A 17,185-nucleotide genomic window follows, 5' to 3' on the forward strand; every position below is an offset into this window, starting at 1 on the left:
CCGCGGTGCGTGCGAGACTTGCGCAGTGATGACGCAGGACCGACCCGCACCGCACCGCACAGGGGGACGATCGATCATCGGTCGGATCGGATGGGTGGCGTTCGCCGTGACGGGCGTGCTCGCTGCCGTCGCGGCCGATCTTCTGCATCGCGCGCTGGCCTGGCGCGGTTCCGTGGAGGTCTGGCGCGCGCTCGAACCCTGGGCACCGACGATCATCCCCGCCCACGCCGGCTACACCGTCGCTCCGTGGCCCCTGATGATCTGGCTGACGCTGCTCGTCACCCTCGGATTCGCACTGGCGGCAGTCTCGGTGTTCGTTCTCCGCATCCGGCCGAGTCAGCGCCGGTGGGTACGCGCGCTCGTGCTGTGGGGCGGCCTCGTGATCGTCGCCGTGGGCGTCGTCGGCGTTGCTCAGTTGGGGCAGTGGCTGCTCTGGACGGAGACGTTCGGGGGAGCGGGAGGATCCTTCGTGCGCACCTTCACGCTGCCCGCGCTGATGGAAGCGGCGCGCTGGGGGCTGCTCTGGGGGTGGATTCCCGCCGTCGCCACGGCTCTCATCGGGATCCCGAGCCCGCGCGGGCGCGCACGGGGGCTGCTCGTACGCGGCGGGGGACTGGTCGTGGCCGCCGCCGTCGCCGCGACATGTCTTGCCGTGGTGACGCGTGAGGCGGCCCGCTCGGCGACCACCGAGGTCGCGCAGCGCGAGCAGACGGAGCCGGCCGCATCGCCGGTGCCCACCGATCCGCCGTCGGAGGTCGCGTCCAGCGCCGCTCCCGACTTCCCGGGACGCTGCTCGCCCGACGACGTCGTGGTGACGATCGCCGGCTCGGACGCCGCCACGGGGACGCGGTATCTCGCGTTCGAGGCGCGCAACGTCTCCACCGAGGCATGCGACCTGAACGGTCTGCCCGACCTCGCGTTCGCGTCGGAGGACGGCAATGCGATCCGTCCGCTGATCGAGCCGCGGGAGCACTCGCCCGCCGGCGAGCCGATCGGGGGAGACGCGGTGACCCTCGAGCCCGGTCGCACCGCACGAGCCGATCTCGTGTGGCGCGCGCCGACGGGACGCCCGAGCGAGATCACGGTGCTGATGGCACCGTGGCCAGGTGCCGACCGGACGGCTGCGACGAAGACCCTCGACATCGTCGACGACGGTGAGATGACGCTGACGCCCTGGTACGTCCGGGAGTGAGCGGTCGACGGCGTCGTGGGGTTCGCGGTGGGGCGCGGTACATAGCTACGTTGACATAATGTGCATTATCGGCTGAAGGCTAGCGGCCGTAGTGATAGCGGCAAGCTGCGACACGAACCTCGGTCTCGGTGACCTTGTAAACGAGGCGGTGCTCGTCGGTGATGCGCCGTGAACAGTAGCCGGACAGGTCGTACTTCAGGGGCTCAGGCTTGCCGATTCCCTCGTTGCCGTTCCGTGTGACGTCGAGGATCAGCTGGTTGATGCGCCTGAGCACCCGGCGATCCTGCGCCTGCCACCACAGGTAGTCCACCCAGGCGCTCTCGTCCCAGACAAGCAGCATCGATCAGTCATCGTCCGCGAGGTTGTGCGCGGCGCCTCGTCCCGCCTCAAGGCGATCCATGGCATCGAGCAGACGGCGCGCGTTCGCAGGCGACCGCATCAGGTATGCGGTCTCGCGCAGGGACTCGAACTCCTCCAGAGACACGATCACGACGGGATCGTGCCCGGCGCGGGTGATGACGACCTCTTCCCGATCGTCGACCACGGCACTCAGCACCTCGGCATAGCGAGCACGCGACTCGCTGTAGCTCATCGTCTTCAACGCACACCTCCCCTGTACAAGATATTGTACAACGCCGCGTGAGATCCCCTTGCCGAGCACCTTTCCCGGCTGGGTGTCGACGCTCGGGGTCACCGATGGGACATCTGCCGCTTGCGCTCCTGCCGCCGGAGGCTCTTCTCCCCGTCACGCGTTGTTCACCGTGGGGCCTCTTCCGGTTCACCTGTGCTCGGGAGGGTCGAGAACGTCGTGCCCAGATTCCGACTCCGGTCGCGCGGGCCGACAGAACACCTATCCCCCCTACAGGAGATCCTCCATGCATTTGCGCTCACGCACGCGCGCCAGCGGTGTGTTGGCGGCGTTGACCGCCGCCACACTCGCCATCGCCCTCGCGCCGACAGCTGCCTTCGCGGCGCCGCTGCCCCCCGTCGTCGTCGACGGAATGAACCTCGACTCGCAGGGTGCTGCGGTCGTCAACAACCTCGAGCGCGCGGAGCTCGCTCCCGGCCTCGTGCACGTGAAGTACGAGCGCCTGGACGCGTCGGGCTGGCAGCAGGTGAACATCCTCAAGGCGCAGCTGAGCCCGGAGACGGTGCGCGTCGGCTACCTCAGCCCCGAGACGATCGCGGGTGACGGTGCGACGGTCACGGAGATGGTGGACGGCGCCGGCGCCGTCGCGGGGATCAATCTCGACCGCTTCGACATCAACAACTCGAACGCGGCCGCGGGATGGGGCGTGCAGAACGGGGAGATCCTGAAGTCCGGCAACCCGGACGCGGCGCCCTCGATCGTGATCGATCAGCACGGTCTGGGCTCGCTCACGGACCTCCTGCTCGAGGGCAGCGTGGCCTTCGGCGACAGGACGCTCCGCCTCGGCGGCATCAACGTCACCTCGCTCGGAACCGGCGTGGCGCTCTACACGCCGCGCTGGGGCTCCTACAGCCGTGCGCGCGTGCTCAACGGCGGCGCGGGCGTCGAGGTCCTTGTGGGCCCGGACGACCGCGTGCAGTCGGTCTCGGAGACCGTCGGCGAGGGCCAGCTGCCCGAGGGTGTGCGTGCGATCGTCGCACCGGCGTCGCGTGCAGAGGCCGCGGCGCTGCGCACCCTCCAGCCCGGCGACCTCGTCTCGATCGACTACCGCATCGACGCGGGAGAGCTCGAGGTCCAGGAGGCCGGCGGCGCCTGGCACCGCATCCTCCGGGACGGCGAGGTCGTGCGCGCGAGCAACAACGATCTTCACCCCCGCACGATGGTGGGCTTCAGTGAGGACGGCGCCACGGCGTACTTCGTGCAGGTGGACGGTCGCACCGCGATCGCCCGCGGCATGACGCTGACCGAGCAGGGCCAGTTCATGAAGGACCTCGGCGCGCACAACGCCACCAACGTCGACGGCGGCGGCTCGAGCCAGGTCAACGTCCGCAAGCCGGGTCACACGCTGAGCACGATCTCGAACACCCCGTCCGACGGCTACGAGCGACGTGACGGCGACGGCCTCGGGCTGTTCCTTGCGCAGCCCGGGTCCGGCAACCTCACCGGCTTCCGTCTCGAGGCCGCGCAGCAGACGCGCGAGGAAGCGCTCCGCGTCTTCCCCGGGCTCTCGCGCACCGTGCTTGCCCACGGTCACGACGAGATGAATGCCGCTGTCGAGGCCGTGGCGCAGTCCTGGTCGACGGCAGACGCCGACGTGGCGTCCGCGGCTGCCGCGGGCGCGCGGGGCATCGTCACCGGTGTCGCGACCGGCTCGACCGTCGTCACGGCCGGAGAGCGCGCGCAGGGCACGCTCGACGTGCGCGTGCTCGGACGGCTCGACCACCTCAGCACGGCGGAGACGAGCATCACGCTCGAGACCATCGGCTCCCGGACGATCATCGGCCTCACCGGCCACGACAAGGCCGGCTTCACGGCGCCCGTCGAGGCCCGTGACGTGACGGTGACGAACCCCACCCCGGACGTGTTCGAGGTCTCCCCCACCGATGACGGCCGTTTCGAGGTCACGGCCATCGGCGAGGAGGGCACGGCGCGACTCGTGTTCGAGGCCGACGGCGTCACGCTCGAGGTCATCGTCGCGGTTCCGCTCGAGGTGCGACTGATCGACGACTTCTCCGACATCAGCGGCTGGACCACGGCGCACGACCGCGCTCCGACCGGATCGGTGGAGCCGGGCGAGGGTCATGAGGGCAGCCCCAGCATCCGCGTGAACTACAACTTCACCGAGTCGACCGGCACGCGCGGCCGCTACGCCGTGGCGCCGGGTGCCGTTCCCGGCGGCTCGGGCGGCATCGACATCCCGGGTCGCCCGCAGAAGCTGTCGGTCTGGGTCAAGGGCGACGGCAAGGGCTCGCTCCTGCGCCTGCAGGTGATGCAGGCCAACGGCGTGCGCAACTGGATCGACGGCCCGGATGGGCAGCAGTCGCTCCACACCACGTGGACCGGCTGGGAGCGCCAGGACTTCATCGTCCCCGAGTCGTTCGAGTTTCCCCTGAAGCTCGAGCGCATCCGCGTGCTGGAGACGGTCGCGGCCAAGCAGTACACGGGCTCGCTCGAGTTCTCGAAGATCTACGCCTACCTCCCGCCGGAGGGCGTGGAGGCACCCGTCGTGAACCGGGTCGAGGACCCGGTGATCGCTCCCGCCGGCGCGACCGACGGCGACCCGCTGCGCGTGGCTGTGTTCTCCGACGCGCAGTTCGTCGCCCGCAACCCCAACAGCGGCGCGGTGCAGGGCGCGCGGGAAGCGCTGCGCGAGATCGTGGCGTCCGAGCCCGACCTCATGCTGCTGAACGGCGACTTCGTCGATGAGGCTGCCCCTGAGGACTTCGAGCTCGCTCGACGCATCCTCGACGAGGAGCTCGAGGGTGCGGACTTCCCGTGGTACTACCTCCCCGGCAACCACGAGATCATGGGCGCCTCGATCAACAACTTCCGTGCGGCGTTCGGTGACACGTACCGCACGGTTGACGTCGAGGGCACGCGCTTCATCATGATGAACTCCGCGACCGCCCGCATGGCCAGCGAGTTCGCGCAGGTGCAGATGCTGCGCGCGCAGCTGGACGACGCTGCCACCAACCCCGAGATCACGGGCGTCATGCTCGTGTCGCACATGCCGACGAACGATCCGCTTCCGACCAAGGGCAGCCAGCTGACGGATCGGAACGAAGCCGCGATGATCGACAACTGGCTGCAGGACTTCCGCGAGTCCAGCGGGAAGTCGGCGGCCTACATCGCCGGTCACGTGGGCGTCTTCCACAGCTCCAGCGTCGACGGAGTGCCGTACGTCATCAGCGGGAACTCGGGCAAGGATCCCGCGTCGACGCCTGCGAACGGTGGCTTCACCGGCTGGATGATGCTCGGTGTGGATCCCGCCCAGGGTCTGTGGCGCGACGCCGAGGGCTCGTGGCTCAAGGTCGAGACGAAGGCGCGCGTCGACGAGTCCGGCCTCACGGTCTCGGCTCCCGAGCGCCTCGTCTTCGGCGAGTCCGGCGAGGTGTCGGCGAGCTTCACGCAGGACGAGGGCCGGGTCGTTCCGGTCGCCTGGCCGGTGTCGAGCGCGTGGGGCGGAGACGGCGTGCACGTCGGGAATGCCCAGGACGCGCCCGAGGATGCCGTGGTCGCCATCGACCCGCGTGCCGGGACGATCGAGGCCGTCGGCGTAGGCACCGCTCGCATCGACGTCACGGTCAACGGCGAGACCGCCCAGGCCGACCTCGTGGTCGCGCCGAAGCAGTTCGAGCTGGGCGACGCGACCCTCGACGTCACGGGCACTGCGGCCGTCGGCGGCACGCTGACCGCCGCTCACGTGTGGTCGGTGCCCGAGGGCGCTGAGGTCTCGTACCGGTGGCTGCGCGACGGCGAGCCGATCGCCGGCGCCGAGGGCCTGACCTACGACGTCACCGCCGGCGACCTCGGGAGCGAGATCGTCGCCGAGGCGACGGTCACCGCTCGCGGCCACGCGCCCGCCGTCGTGCCCAGCAATGCGGTGGTCATCGGCGAGGGCGAGCTCGTGCTCGTCGCCGCCCCCACCGTGTCCGGCGAGCGCGCCGTCGGCGGACTGCTCACCGCGACGCTCGGCGAGTGGGATCTGGCCACGGAGACGCAGCTCGTGTGGCTGCGCGACGGCGAGCCGATCGCCGGCGCCGAGGGCACCGAGTACCGCCTCACCGCGGCCGACTCCCTCGCCGAGATCAGCGTCGAGGTCACCGCGACCGCAGCGGGCTACGGCACGGCCGTCGTCCGGAGCGCCGCTGCGCTGGTCGACCAGCGCCCGCTGATCGTCCAGCCGGCGCCGAACCCCGGCGCCGACGGTCTCGACGGCGGTAACCGCGGCGGAGTGTCCGCGACGCTGAACGGCTCGGTGGCGACCCTGACGCTGCCGAGCGGGATCGCCGTGGACGGCGAGTGGCTCTCCGTCTACGCGTTCTCCACGCCGCAGCCGCTCGGCTGGCAGGCCGTCTCGGCGGACGCCGTTCGGGTGGACGTGTCGGCACTCGCGGCCGGCGAGCACCGTCTCGCGCTGTACCGGGTCGACGGCACGCTGATCGGCTGGGCGCCGATCACGATCGCGGCCGCGCCGTCCGACGCCGATCAGGACACCGACGGCGCCACCGACGGTGCATCCGACGGCGCGACGGACCGCGACCCGTCCACGGGCGGCTCCTCGGCCAGCGACCCGCTGGCGACCACCGGGGTCGGCGACCCGACGGCGGTCTGGGTGGTCGCGGCGGTCGCGCTCCTGCTCGGCGGCGCCGGCCTCTGGCTCGCGCAGCGCGTACGCGCCCGCCGTCAGGAGGACTGAGGTCAAAAACGCCGCGGGGCGGGTCGTCGAGAGACGGTCCGCCCCGCGGTCGTTCCAGGCGCCGGAACCTCAGCGCTCAGCGCTCAGCGCTCAGCGCTCAGGCGCCGACATAGCGCGCCAGATGTTCCCCCGTGAGCGTCGACCGCTCAGCGACCAACTGCGCGGGCGGGCCCTGGAAGACGACCTTCCCGCCGTCGTGCCCCGCACCAGGACCGAGATCGATGATCCAGTCGGCGTGTGCCATGACGGCCTGGTGATGCTCGATGACGATCACGGTCTTGCCCGCATCGACCAGCCGGTCCAGGAGGTGCAGGAGGTTGTCGACATCGGCGAGGTGAAGCCCCGTGGTGGGTTCGTCCAGGACGTACACGTCAGACTTCTCCCCCATCTCGTTCGCGAGCTTGATGCGCTGCCGTTCACCTCCTGACAGGGTCGACAGAGGTTGGCCGATCGTGAGGTACCCGAGCCCGACGTCTTCCAGCCGGCCCAGCACGGCCGCCGCCGCCGGGATCTTCGCCTCACCGCTCGAGAAGAAGGCGCGCGCCTCCGCGACAGGCAGATCGAGCACCTCGGTGATGTCCTTGCCGCCCAGCTTGTAGTCCAGCACGGCGGGTTGGAACCGCTTGCCGCCGCAGTCCTCGCACGGCGTCTCCACGGTGTCCATGAAGCCCAGCTCCGTGACGATCACGCCGGCCCCCTTGCACGAGGGGCAAGCACCCTCCGAGTTGGCGCTGAAGAGCGCGGGCTTGACGCCGTTCGCCTTCGCGAACGCTTTGCGGATCGGTTCGAGCATGCCGGTGTAGGTCGCCGGATTGCTGCGGCGGGATCCCTTGATGGCGCCCTGATCGATCGACACGACCCCCTCGAGCCCCGCGATGTAGCCGTGGATGAGCGAGCTCTTGCCCGACCCGGCCACTCCGGTCACGACGGTCAACACGCCCCGCGGCACGTCGACGTCCACGTTCTGGAGGTTGTTCGCGGTAGCCCCCCGCACCCGGATCGCCCCCGTCGCAGTTCGCACGTCGGATTTCAGCTGCGCGCGGTAGCCGAGGTGGCGGCCGGTGAGGGTCTCGCTCGTCTTGAGGCCCTCCACCGGGCCCTCGTAGCAGATGGTGCCGCCCGCGCTTCCCGCGCCGGGACCGAGGTCGACGACGTGATCGGCGATCTCGATGGCCTCCGGTTTGTGCTCGACCACGAGCACCGTGTTGCCCTTGTCGCGCAACTGCAGCAGGAGCTCGTTCATGCGCTGGATGTCGTGCGGGTGCAGGCCGATCGTCGGCTCGTCGAAGACGTACGTCACATCGGTCAGCGCCGACCCCAGATGGCGCAGCATCTTGATCCGCTGCGCCTCTCCCCCGCTCAGCGTGCCCGAGGGGCGGTCGAGGCTCAGGTAGCCGAGACCGAGCGTCACGAACGCCGACAGGTTCGCACGCAGTGCGTCCAGCAGTGGTCCCGCTCCCGGGCGGTCGAGGCGCGCCACCCACTCGGCCAGGTCCGTCACCTGCATCCGACACGCGTCCGCGATGCTGATCCCGTCGATCTTCGACGACCGCGCCCCCTCCGTCAGCCGCGTACCGTCGCACTCCGGGCACGTCGCGAAGGTCGCGACCCGCTCCACGAACGCGCGGATGTGCGGCTGAAGCGAGTCCACGTCCTTGGAGAGCATCGCCTTGGTGATCTTGGGGATCAGGCCCTCGTAGGTCATGTTCATGTCGAGGGCGCGGATCTTCGTGGGCTTCTTGTAGAGGAAGTCCTCCCGCTGCCGCTCGGTGAAGGTGGAGATGGGCTTGTCGGGCGGGAAGAACCCGGACTCGGTGAAGCCCTTCACCATCCAGCCGTCGGGGGTGTAGCCGGGGACCTTGATCGCGCCTTCGAGCAGAGACTTGGACTCGTCGATCACCTGGCTCAGGTCGATGTCCGACACCTGCCCACGGCCTTCGCAACGCGGGCACATGCCGCCCAGGTAGACGACGTCCTTGACGACCTTCTTGTCGCCCTTCGCAGACGACATCACACCGCTGGCCTTCTGCGTGGGGATGTTGAAGGAGAACGCGGTCGGTCCCCCGATGTACGGCTCCCCCAGCCGGCTGAACAGGATCCGCAGCATCGCATTCGCGTCGGTCACCGTGCCGACCGTCGAGCGGGGGTTCGCGCCCAGGCGCTCCTGGTCGACGATGATCGCCGTCGTCAGCCCCTCGAGCACGTCGACGTCCGGGCGCGGCACCGAGGGCATGAAGCCCTGCACGAAGGCGCTGTACGTCTCGTCGATCAGGCGCCGCGACTCCGCGGCGATCGTGTCGAACACCAGCGAGCTCTTTCCGGAGCCCGACACGCCCGTGAAGACCGTCAGCCGGCGCTTGGGGATGTCGACGTCGAGGTCTTTGAGGTTGTTCTCGCGCGCGCCCTGCACGCGGATGAGGTCGTGGCTGTCGGCAGGATGCGGGGGTTGCTGGGTCATGCGGCTCTCCGGTCGGAACGGGTGGGTGGGACGGACGGGGTCCGCGACGGCGTCAGCGCGCCGTCACCGGCGCTCCTGCACGCGCAGCATGTTGCCCGCGGGATCGCGCACCGCGAAGTCGCGCACGCCATAGTCCTGCTCGATGGGCTCCTGGACGATGTCCGCTCCCCCGGCCTCGAGCGCCTCGAAGGCGGCGTCCAGGTCTGCGGTCGCGAGAAGGAGGCTGGCGAACGTGCCCTTCGCCATCATCTCGGCGATGGTGCGCTGCTCGTCCTCGGTGAGCGAGGGATCCGCGGCGGGCGGGTAGAGCACGACGGAGGTGTCCTGACCGGCGGGGCCCACGGTGATCCAGCGCATGGCGCCCTGGCCGACGTCGAGGCGGACCTCGAACCCCAGGAGGTCGCGGTAGAAGGCGAGCGACGCCTCCGGGTCGGTGTGCGGAAGGAAGCTGGAGAAGATGGTGATGTTCATGCGGTCACGCTAACCGCGGGGTCCGACGCCGCGCTTCTCGATTCCTGATCGGCCTCGTGACGTTCTTGACGACCAGCGACGGCAGACCGGGCATGCCATGGTCGTCAGCGGATCTCTTGTAGACGCTGGGCGGCATGCCGACGAGCTCGGTGAACCGCGTGCTGAACGTTCCGAGCGACGAGCACCCCACCTCGAAACACACGTCTGTGACGCTGAGGTCGCCGCGGCGCAGCAGGGTCATGGCGCGCTCGATGCGGCGGGTCATGAGGTAGCTGTAGGGCGATTCGCCATACGCGCGCTTGAACTGACGGCTCAGGTGCCCTGCCGACATTCCCACGCTTCGAGCGAGCGCCTCGACGTCGAGAGGGTGGGCGTACTCGCGATCCATGCGGTCGCGGACCCTTCGCAGCAGCGTCAGCTCGCGCAGGCGCGCCTGGCGTCTCGAATCGTCCACTGCACGATCGTGCCACGAGGCGCGCGTGGAGCGCAGCAGCACCGCACGGTGTCAGACCGGCGGGGCCTCCCCGCTCCCCCACTTCGGCGGGGGCGGCGTCCACGTCTCGAGCGAGTGGATCAGCGCGCGTGGCGTGTCGACGACCACGAGCGACTCGCGGAACTCCGCCGTGACGAAGCCCTCCTCGACCATGCGATCCACCATCGTGAGCATGGGTCGCCAGAACCCCCGCACGTCGTAGACGGCCACGGGCTTGCGGTGGATGCCGAGCTGGAGCCAGGTCCACACCTCGAAGAACTCCTCGAGCGTGCCGATGCCGCCGGGCAGGGCCACGAACCCATCGGAGAGCTCGGCCATCCGCAGCTTGCGCGCGTGCATGTCGGGCACGATCTCGAACGTGGTCAGATCGGGGTGCGCCATCTCCTTGTCCACGAGGGCTTCCGGCATGACGCCGTACACCTCCGCGCCGGCCTCCCGCGCCGCGGTGGACACGGCGCCCATCAGGCCGACGTTGCCGCCCCCGTAGACCACACCCACCCCGTGCGCCGCGAGCGCCTGCCCCACGTCGACGGCGGCGCGGGCGTACCCGGGATCGACGCCGGGGGACGAGCCGGTGAACACGGCGACACGTTGCAGCGTCATGAAGAGGTTTCTCCTCGCGGATCGGGTGACATCGGTGCTTCTGCCGCATCCCAGCCTAGGCAACGCCTTAGGTTGACAGGGTGCCCCTCGCCCCTTCTATGCCGTATCCGCGATGAACGGCGTCCTGATCGGCTTCGCCGTCGTGGGGCTCGCGATCCTCACCGGCTATGTGGTCGCGCGCATCGACCTCCTCGGCCCTCATGCGCGGTACGTGCTGAGCCGGCTGACGTTCTTCGTCCTCAACCCGTTCCTGCTGTTCTCCGTGCTCGCGGAGGCGGACCTCGAGCTTCTCTTCTCCGCGCTGCTGCCCGTGTCGGCCCTCGCGGCGCTCGCGACGTTCGCCGCGTACGCCCTCATCGCGCGTCTGGCATGGAAACGCCCGCTCGGCGAGGTGGTCGTCGGAGCGCTCGGTGCCGGCTATGTCAACGGGAACAACATCGGGATCCCGATCGCGACGTACCTGCTCGGGGACGGCGCGTACGCCGCCCCGGTGATCCTGGTCCAGCTGTTGGTCATCACTCCCGTGGTGTTGACGATCCTCGACGGCGTGTCCTCGCGCACGACGGACGGCCAGCACGCCGGTCACCTCGGCACCGTGATGCGTCGCACGCTGCGCAACCCGATGATCGTCGGCGCGGCCCTGGGCGTGCTGGTCGCTGTCACCGGGATCGAGTTGCCGCCCATCGTGGCCGAGCCGATCGGCCTGCTCGCCGGGGCTGCGGTTCCGATCCTGCTGCTGAGCTTCGGCATGTCGCTGCACGGCCAACGCGTGCTCACCACACGAGCGTCGCGGCCCGACGTGCTGCTCGCGACCGCGCTGAAGCTGCTCTTGATGCCGCTCGCGGCCTGGGGAATCGGCCTGCTGTTCGGGCTCGGCCCGCACGCGATGCTCGTGGTCGTAGTGCTCGCCAGCCTTCCGAGCGCCCAGAACGTGTTCAACTACGCGCAGCGCTACGACGTGGGCGAGGTGCTCGCGCGGGATGTCGTGTTCCTCACGACGTTCGGATGTCTGCCGGTGGTCTTCGCCGCGGCCGTGCTGCTGGGCGCGTGAGAGCTCAGGGCGCGAGCGCGCGCAGCAGCCGCTCCGCCTTCCAGCGCGACTCCGTGTACTCGTCGTCGACCTCGGACTGCACAGTGATCCCTCCGCCCGTCCCGAGGCGGTACTCCCCATCGCCATTGGTCGTCAGCGTGCGGATGATGACGCCCAGGTCGGCCCGTCCGTCCCCCGAGATCCATCCGAGCGCCCCCGAGTAGGCGCCTCGCGGCATGCCCTCGACGGCGTCGATGATCTGCATGGTGCGCAGCTTCGGGGCCCCCGTCATCGAGCCCGCGGGGAACAGCGCCCGCAGCGCTCCCAGCACGCCGATCTCCTCTCGCAGCGTGCCGCGGACGGTCGAGACGAGCTGATGGACGGACGCGTACGACTCGACGGCCATGAGTTTGGGCACCTCGACGCTGCCCACCTCGCACACCTGTGACAGGTCGTGGCGCAGGAGGTCGACGATCATGAGGTTCTCGGAGCGGAACCGGGGCTCGGTCGCCAACTGCGCCGCGGCGGCCTCATCCTGCTCGGGCGTCGCGCCGCGCGGCGTCGTGCCCTTGATCGGCTTTGCCTCCAGCGTGCCGTCGCGGTCGAGGCGCGCGTATCGCTCCGGGGAAGAACTGAGCACGAACGCCCGCGCGCCGGGCACGTCGTGCTGGACATACGCGGCATAGGGTGCGGGGTTGATCGCGCACAGGCGGGCGAACGCCTCGGCGGGCGGGAGACCGCTCGCCACGCTGCCGCGGTATGTCAGGTTCACCTCGTACGAGTTGCCGGCGTGCAGATGCTCCTGCACCGTCGCGAACGCCTCGGCGTACCACTGCGGCGTGGGCTCGGGCTCGAAGGCGGCGGGGGCGGCCGGGCGTGGGATGTCGGCGGCGGGCATCGGCAGTCGCTCGATCCGCGAGGGCCGCATCCAGACGGCGTCCGGCAGGAGATCGTCGCCGCGAGCGGGAAGGTCGGGTCGTGCCGCGTAGCCGAAGTAGCCGTACCAGCGGTCCGCGGGGCTCCCGCTCCGCAGCTCCGCCTCGAGCACGGCGAACACGTCGGTGCCGACGACCTCGGCGCGCCCGCTCGCGTGCCGCGTGACCTCGCGACGTGCGGCGTCGTACGTGAGCGACACGTCGTCCGGCTCGAGCCACGCGACCTGCGGACCCCCGTCCCCCGCCTGCAGCCAGACGCAGCGGGGATTCCGGATCGCCTCGTCGAACCGGCCGCTCACGCGGCGTCCAGGAAATTGCGCACGACCGCCTCGCCGTGCTCGGTGAGCACGGACTCGGGGTGGAACTGCACGCCCGATACCGGCAGCGTGCGGTGGGCAACGCCCATGACGAGGCCCGTGCGCTCGTCGGTCGCGGTCACCCGGACGTCATCGGGAAGCTCCAGCGCTGCCAGCGAGTGGTAGCGAATCGCGCGGAAACCGTTCGGCACCCCCGAGAACAGGCCGGTGCCGTCGTGCGTGATCGTCGCGTCGACGCCGTGCCCGGGCGCGACGCGCTCCACGACGCCACCGAATGTCGACACGATGCCCTGCATCCCCAGGCACACCCCGAGCACCGGCCGCTCCCCCGCGCGCAGCACCTCCCGTCCGACGGCGAAGTCGTGCGGGTCGGACGGATGGCCCGGTCCCGGCGAGAGCACGACGAAGTCGTGGCGCAGCACCTCCGCGGCCGTGCACTCGTCGTGCTCGACGACGCGCGGCAGCACACCGGTGACCCGGGCGATGAGGTGCACGAGATTGCCGGTGTAGCTGTCGTGATGGTCGACCACGACGACGTCGTGCGCGGGCATGCGCCTATTCTGCGGCAAAGCCGCTGGTGTCCCCGACGAGACGCGTGTGGTCCGCGGGCACCGGATCGACCACGGCCCGTGCCACCTCCGCGGCGAACTCGGCGACGTTGTAGAGCTTCCCGGCCGACTCACGGCGGTGGGCGATCGCGCCCGGGTTCGCGCGCTCCAGCAGCGTCGCCGTGATGGTGCCCTCGATCATGTCCCCCGAGACGACCGTGAAACCGATCCCCTTGTCCTCGAGCGACGGGATCAGCTCCCTGAGCGCGTCCTCGCCGGCGCGCTTGGACAACGCGACGGGCTCGTACTCGGGCATCGTCGGCGTCGTGCGGATGAAGTGGGCCTGGTGGCTCGTCACGAACACCACGCGCGACCCCTCCCTCAGCAGCGGCAGCGCGGACGTCAGCACACCGACCTGCGCATCCCGATTGAGCTTGAGCGCGTAGTCCTCGGGCATGCCCGACTCCATGCCGCCCGAGGCGTTGAGCACGAGGACGTCGAGGCGTCCGAGCTCTTCGGGCACCGCGGTGAACATCGCGTCGACCGTGGCCGGCTCCGTCAGATCCGCTCCGACGACCAGCGCCCGGACACCGAACTCGCGCACCTCCGCCGCGAGCTTCTCCGCGCGCGGTGCCTTGTTGCGGTAGTTGATGACGACGTCCGCTCCCGCCTGAGCGAGGTAGCGCACCGTGTCCGCCCCGATGCCGCGGGACGAGCCCGTGACCAGGGCGACCTTCCCCGCGAGGGTTCCGGGGGCGATGGGCAGAGCGGGTGCGTCGGTCACAGAGGACTCCTGAAGGACGAACGGGGCCGGATCGGCCGGAACGGGACTGTTCGACACTACCAACGAGCATCCCCGGAGCCCTGTCGAAAGGTGCCAACGTCGGCCGACCGGGATTGGAAACGGATCTCCCCAGGCCGCCGCGCCGGGACTGCTCGTCCTGCTACTGTGCGCGAGAGGTCATGGCCGGTCGACCCGCCGGCAAGAACCCTGTCGGCACGTCGAGCGGGCCAGGAGAGAACCAGAATGCCCCACCCGTACCTGTCAGGCACGCCACACCCTCGTGTGCTCGCGCACCGCGGACTGAGTCTCCCCGGAGAGCCGGCGGTCGAGAACTCCTTCGCGTCGATCGCGGCGGCCCACGCCGCCGGCGCCGTCTACGTCGAGTCGGACTGCCACGTCACGGCCGACGGTGTCGTGGTCCTGTTCCACGACGACACCCTCGAGCGCGTCACGGGGGATCCGCGTCCGATCGCCGATGTCTCGCTGCGCGAGCTGGAGCAGCTCATGTCCGACCGCGGCGGTCTGGCGACTCTCGAGCAGGCCCTCGAGGCGTTTCCCGCCACCCGCTTCAACCTCGACGTCAAGGCCGCGGCCGCCGCAGCGCCTGCGGGTCGCCTCGTCCAGGAGCATGCGGACCGGGTGCTCCTCACGAGCTTCTCCGACGCCCGCCGCCGTGAGGCGCTCGACGCCGCGGCTCCCGCGCGCCCCGCGACGTCCCCGGGCTCGGAGACCATCGCCCGCCTGGTGGGCACCGTGGCCCTCGGTCTGCGCCCTGTGGCCCGCCGTCTGCTCCGCGGACTCGACGCCCTCCAGATCCCGGAACGCCGCGGGCCGTTACCCGTGCTGACCTCGCGCTTGATCGCGTGGGCGCACGCGGAAGGCGTCGAGGTGCACGTCTGGACCGTGAACGATCCGGACCGCATGCGGTCGCTGGTCGCGCGCGGCGTGGACGGCATCGTGACGGACCGAGCAGACGTCGCACTCGACGTCCTGACCCGCTGAGGACGAGGACGTCTCGACGCTGGGATTCCGCTGAGAAAGCCGGCGGGCGGCGTGTGCTTCGGATGATGCGCTCAGCCGGGAACGTTATACCTGATCTCCGACGAGAGGACCACAAAATGGCAGATCGTAGCCTTCGGGGAATCCGACTCGGCGCCCAGAGCCTCCAGAGCGAAGAGGGCGTCGTCTTCATGGAGCGCACGCAGTACACCTACGAGTGTGCGAAGTGCGGCCGGGACACCGCCCTGACGTTCGCCGCGGACGCCGAGGCGCCCGAGACCTGGGAGTGCCGCACGTGTGGCGGCGAGGCCCTGCTCAAGCTCGACGGCAGCACCGTCGAGATCGATCGCAGTGGCGACAAGGCGCCCCGTACGCACTGGGACATGCTCCTGGAGCGTCGCACGATCCCCGAGCTCGAGGAGATCCTGGCGGAGCGCCTCGAGTACATCCGCGCACGTCGCGGCGCCGGTGAGGACCCGACCCGCGCGAAGTCCGCGTAAGCGGTCCACGACCAGGACGCCGGCTCATCGAGCCGGCGTCTTTCGTTGTGCCCGCGCGTGGGCCGCCGCGTCCGGACGCGGTCCGCGGCTCCCATAGGCTTGAGTCCATGGCGAAGAGCGTTCATCGTGCTGTCGGCGTGGACATCGGCGGGACCGGCATGAAGGCCGGCATCGTCGATCTCGAGAAGGGCGCGCTGCTCAGTGATCGCGTGCGCATCCCGACCCCCGAGGGCGCCAAGCCCAAGGACGTTCTCGCGACGGTCCGCGAGCTGCTCGACCTGCTCGGGCCCGACGCCGACTCCCTCCCTCTGGGCGTCTGCTTCCCCACGATCGTCAAGAACGGACGCACCCTGTCGGCTGCGAACGTCTCGAAGAAGTGGCTGAACTTCGAGGCCGAGAAGTTCTTCGAGGACGGTCTCGGGCGCGACATCCATTTCGTCAACGACGCCGACGCCGCCGGTCTCGCCGAGCTGCGCTACGGAGCCGCGAAGGACCGCCCGGGTCTGACGATCCTCACGACACTGGGGACCGGAATCGGCTCGGCCTTCCTGTTCGAAGGCGCGCTCGTACCGAACACCGAGCTCGGACACCTCCAGTGGGACGGCCACTCGATCGAGCGCTACGCCGCCGCGACCGCGCGCGAGCGCGACGGCCTGTCCTGGGAGCAGTGGGCGCACCGCCTGCAGAAGTTCTACGACCACGTCGAGTTCCTCTTCTCCCCCGACCTGATCCTCGTCGGCGGCGGCGTGTCCAAGAACCCCGAGAAGTTCATGCCGCTGCTCAAGACACGCGCGGAGATGATCCCCGCCGTCCACCGCAACAACGCGGGCATCATCGGCGCCGCCTCCCTCGCCCTGGCGTAGTCCCCGCGCGCCGCGGCACCGACACGTGGGGTCGGGATGCGGCTCCGGCCGTCGCCCCGTACCGTGGTCGTATGGCTGAGGACGGATCCTCACGGCAGGCTGACAAGCCCTCGCAGAACGGCGTGGCGATCGGCATTGCCCTCGGGTTGCCGTTCGGAGCGCTCATCGGCATGCTCTTCTTCGACAACATCGCCATCGGCGCCGGGATCGGCCTTTCACTGGGCATCGCCGTCGGCGCCGCGATGGACGCCAGCCGGAAGCGTTGACGCGAATGGGCCGGCCTGTACGCCGGGTTCTGTTCGGGGGCGTGTGCCCCGTTGACGGCCATCTCTCTCGGCGGCACGTTGCCGTGACGCTCTAGCGACCTACCCGGGGACTCGGCGGGCCGCGTCGACATCCCCTGTCTGGTCTTGCTCCGGGCGAGGTTTACCGAGCGGGCCGCGTCACCGCGACCCCTGGTGGTCTCTTACACCACCGTTTCACCCTTACCGGGACGCCCGAGGGCGCCCGGCGGTCTGCTTTCTGTGGCACTGTCTCGCGGATCGCTCCGGGTGGGTGTTACCCACCGCCCTGCCCTGTGGAGCCCGGACGTTCCTCGGCGCGCGACGGCGAACCGTGCGCGACGCGACCGTCCGGCCGACCCA

Annotated in this window: 16 protein-coding genes and 1 other RNA gene; 7 read left to right on the top strand and 10 right to left on the bottom strand. The window is 70.0% G+C overall.

The genetic code is table 11. The features are described from left to right. Positions 1 to 28 precede the first annotated feature (28 nt). Positions 29 to 1,192 carry a DUF4232 domain-containing protein gene (locus tag IEX37_RS02425; RefSeq protein ID WP_188754630.1) on the top strand — a complete coding sequence of 388 codons (1,164 nt, stop codon included), beginning with the start codon at positions 29 to 31 and terminating at the stop codon, positions 1,190 to 1,192. A 79-nt stretch (positions 1,193 to 1,271) separates the two neighbouring features. Here the strand turns inward: IEX37_RS02425 and IEX37_RS02430 are convergent, their stop codons facing one another. Together IEX37_RS02430 and IEX37_RS02435 are read right to left on the bottom strand one after the other, a co-directional pair. Further along, entirely contained in the window at positions 1,272 to 1,532 is a 261-nt protein-coding gene (locus tag IEX37_RS02430) for a Txe/YoeB family addiction module toxin (protein ID WP_188754631.1), read from the bottom strand. A 3-nt stretch (positions 1,533 to 1,535) separates the two neighbouring features. Beyond that, positions 1,536 to 1,793 (bottom strand): type II toxin-antitoxin system Phd/YefM family antitoxin, encoded by a 258-nt coding sequence (locus IEX37_RS02435; RefSeq protein ID WP_188754632.1) that lies wholly within the window; start codon positions 1,791 to 1,793, stop codon positions 1,536 to 1,538. Positions 1,794 to 2,067: 274 nt separating this feature from the next. Here IEX37_RS02435 and IEX37_RS02440 point away from each other — a divergent pair, with 274 nt between their 5' ends. Beyond that, the gene (locus tag IEX37_RS02440; RefSeq protein WP_229663015.1) at positions 2,068 to 6,540 is read left to right on the top strand and encodes a phosphodiester glycosidase family protein; all 4,473 of its coding nucleotides are present in this window, start codon (positions 2,068 to 2,070) and stop codon (positions 6,538 to 6,540) included. Positions 6,541 to 6,637: 97 nt separating this feature from the next. Here IEX37_RS02440 and IEX37_RS02445 read toward each other — a convergent pair whose 3' ends face one another. The 4 genes from IEX37_RS02445 to IEX37_RS02460 form a co-directional block, all read right to left on the bottom strand. After that, entirely contained in the window at positions 6,638 to 8,998 is a 2,361-nt protein-coding gene (locus tag IEX37_RS02445) for an ATP-binding cassette domain-containing protein (RefSeq protein WP_188754633.1), read from the bottom strand. A gap of 63 nt (positions 8,999 to 9,061) precedes the next feature. After that, positions 9,062 to 9,469, bottom strand: a complete 408-nt coding sequence (locus IEX37_RS02450; RefSeq protein ID WP_188754634.1) for a VOC family protein — start codon at positions 9,467 to 9,469, stop codon at positions 9,062 to 9,064. A gap of 4 nt (positions 9,470 to 9,473) precedes the next feature. Continuing rightward, a complete protein-coding gene (locus IEX37_RS02455) occupies positions 9,474 to 9,923 on the bottom strand; it encodes a helix-turn-helix transcriptional regulator (RefSeq protein WP_229663016.1) in 450 nt (149 codons plus the stop codon). A 51-nt stretch (positions 9,924 to 9,974) separates the two neighbouring features. Then, on the bottom strand, positions 9,975 to 10,565 hold the full coding sequence (locus IEX37_RS02460; RefSeq protein WP_188754635.1) for an LOG family protein: 591 nt from the start codon (positions 10,563 to 10,565) through the stop codon (positions 9,975 to 9,977). A gap of 112 nt (positions 10,566 to 10,677) precedes the next feature. Here IEX37_RS02460 and IEX37_RS02465 point away from each other — a divergent pair, with 112 nt between their 5' ends. Next, positions 10,678 to 11,616 carry an AEC family transporter gene (locus tag IEX37_RS02465; protein ID WP_188754636.1) on the top strand — a complete coding sequence of 313 codons (939 nt, stop codon included), beginning with the start codon at positions 10,678 to 10,680 and terminating at the stop codon, positions 11,614 to 11,616. A gap of 4 nt (positions 11,617 to 11,620) precedes the next feature. Here IEX37_RS02465 and IEX37_RS02470 read toward each other — a convergent pair whose 3' ends face one another. The 3 genes from IEX37_RS02470 to IEX37_RS02480 are packed head-to-tail and all read right to left on the bottom strand — an operon-like array spanning position 11,621 to position 14,179. Beyond that, a complete protein-coding gene (locus IEX37_RS02470) occupies positions 11,621 to 12,829 on the bottom strand; it encodes an anthranilate synthase component I family protein (RefSeq protein ID WP_188754637.1) in 1,209 nt (402 codons plus the stop codon). Further along, on the bottom strand, positions 12,826 to 13,398 hold the full coding sequence (locus tag IEX37_RS02475) for an anthranilate synthase component II (protein WP_188754638.1): 573 nt from the start codon (positions 13,396 to 13,398) through the stop codon (positions 12,826 to 12,828). Before IEX37_RS02475 ends, IEX37_RS02470 begins: the two co-directional genes overlap by 4 nt. Positions 13,399 to 13,402: 4 nt before the next feature. Then, positions 13,403 to 14,179, bottom strand: coding sequence for an SDR family oxidoreductase (locus IEX37_RS02480; protein WP_229663017.1), 777 nt, complete (start codon positions 14,177 to 14,179; stop codon positions 13,403 to 13,405). 243 nt (positions 14,180 to 14,422) lie between these two features. On the opposite strand from IEX37_RS02480, the gene IEX37_RS02485 reads away from it, so the two are divergent. From IEX37_RS02485 to IEX37_RS02500, 4 genes are all read left to right on the top strand, one after another. After that, positions 14,423 to 15,181: a glycerophosphodiester phosphodiesterase family protein gene (locus IEX37_RS02485; RefSeq protein ID WP_188754639.1), complete on the top strand. Its 759-nt coding sequence runs from the start codon at positions 14,423 to 14,425 to the stop codon at positions 15,179 to 15,181. A gap of 116 nt (positions 15,182 to 15,297) precedes the next feature. Beyond that, the gene (locus IEX37_RS02490; RefSeq protein WP_188754640.1) at positions 15,298 to 15,678 is read left to right on the top strand and encodes an RNA polymerase-binding protein RbpA; all 381 of its coding nucleotides are present in this window, start codon (positions 15,298 to 15,300) and stop codon (positions 15,676 to 15,678) included. A 107-nt stretch (positions 15,679 to 15,785) separates the two neighbouring features. Beyond that, entirely contained in the window at positions 15,786 to 16,541 is a 756-nt protein-coding gene (ppgK, locus tag IEX37_RS02495) for a polyphosphate--glucose phosphotransferase (RefSeq protein WP_188754641.1), read from the top strand. A 71-nt stretch (positions 16,542 to 16,612) separates the two neighbouring features. Further along, positions 16,613 to 16,807: a glycine zipper domain-containing protein gene (locus IEX37_RS02500; RefSeq protein ID WP_188754642.1), complete on the top strand. Its 195-nt coding sequence runs from the start codon at positions 16,613 to 16,615 to the stop codon at positions 16,805 to 16,807. A gap of 2 nt (positions 16,808 to 16,809) precedes the next feature. Here the strand turns inward: IEX37_RS02500 and rnpB are convergent. Beyond that, positions 16,810 to 17,185, bottom strand: an RNA gene (rnpB, locus tag IEX37_RS02505) — RNase P RNA component class A.

The sequence above is a fragment of the Microbacterium album genome, from assembly GCF_014643695.1.
Taxonomy (GTDB): domain Bacteria; phylum Actinomycetota; class Actinomycetes; order Actinomycetales; family Microbacteriaceae; genus Microbacterium; species Microbacterium album.

What these genes read in the sequence shown, in the direction of transcription:
- IEX37_RS02425 (WP_188754630.1), top strand. Translation starts at nt 29, where the DNA reads ATGACGCAGGACCGACCCGCACCGCACCGCACAGGGGGACGATCGATC.
- IEX37_RS02430 (WP_188754631.1), bottom strand. Translation starts at nt 1,532, where the DNA reads ATGCTGCTTGTCTGGGACGAGAGCGCCTGGGTGGACTACCTGTGGTGG.
- IEX37_RS02440 (WP_229663015.1), top strand. Translation starts at nt 2,068, where the DNA reads ATGCATTTGCGCTCACGCACGCGCGCCAGCGGTGTGTTGGCGGCGTTG.
- IEX37_RS02445 (WP_188754633.1), bottom strand. Translation starts at nt 8,998, where the DNA reads ATGACCCAGCAACCCCCGCATCCTGCCGACAGCCACGACCTCATCCGC.
- IEX37_RS02450 (WP_188754634.1), bottom strand. Translation starts at nt 9,469, where the DNA reads ATGAACATCACCATCTTCTCCAGCTTCCTTCCGCACACCGACCCGGAG.
- IEX37_RS02460 (WP_188754635.1), bottom strand. Translation starts at nt 10,565, where the DNA reads ATGACGCTGCAACGTGTCGCCGTGTTCACCGGCTCGTCCCCCGGCGTC.
- IEX37_RS02465 (WP_188754636.1), top strand. Translation starts at nt 10,678, where the DNA reads ATGAACGGCGTCCTGATCGGCTTCGCCGTCGTGGGGCTCGCGATCCTC.
- IEX37_RS02475 (WP_188754638.1), bottom strand. Translation starts at nt 13,398, where the DNA reads ATGCCCGCGCACGACGTCGTCGTGGTCGACCATCACGACAGCTACACC.
- IEX37_RS02485 (WP_188754639.1), top strand. Translation starts at nt 14,423, where the DNA reads ATGCCCCACCCGTACCTGTCAGGCACGCCACACCCTCGTGTGCTCGCG.
- IEX37_RS02490 (WP_188754640.1), top strand. Translation starts at nt 15,298, where the DNA reads ATGGCAGATCGTAGCCTTCGGGGAATCCGACTCGGCGCCCAGAGCCTC.
- ppgK (WP_188754641.1), top strand. Translation starts at nt 15,786, where the DNA reads ATGGCGAAGAGCGTTCATCGTGCTGTCGGCGTGGACATCGGCGGGACC.
- IEX37_RS02500 (WP_188754642.1), top strand. Translation starts at nt 16,613, where the DNA reads ATGGCTGAGGACGGATCCTCACGGCAGGCTGACAAGCCCTCGCAGAAC.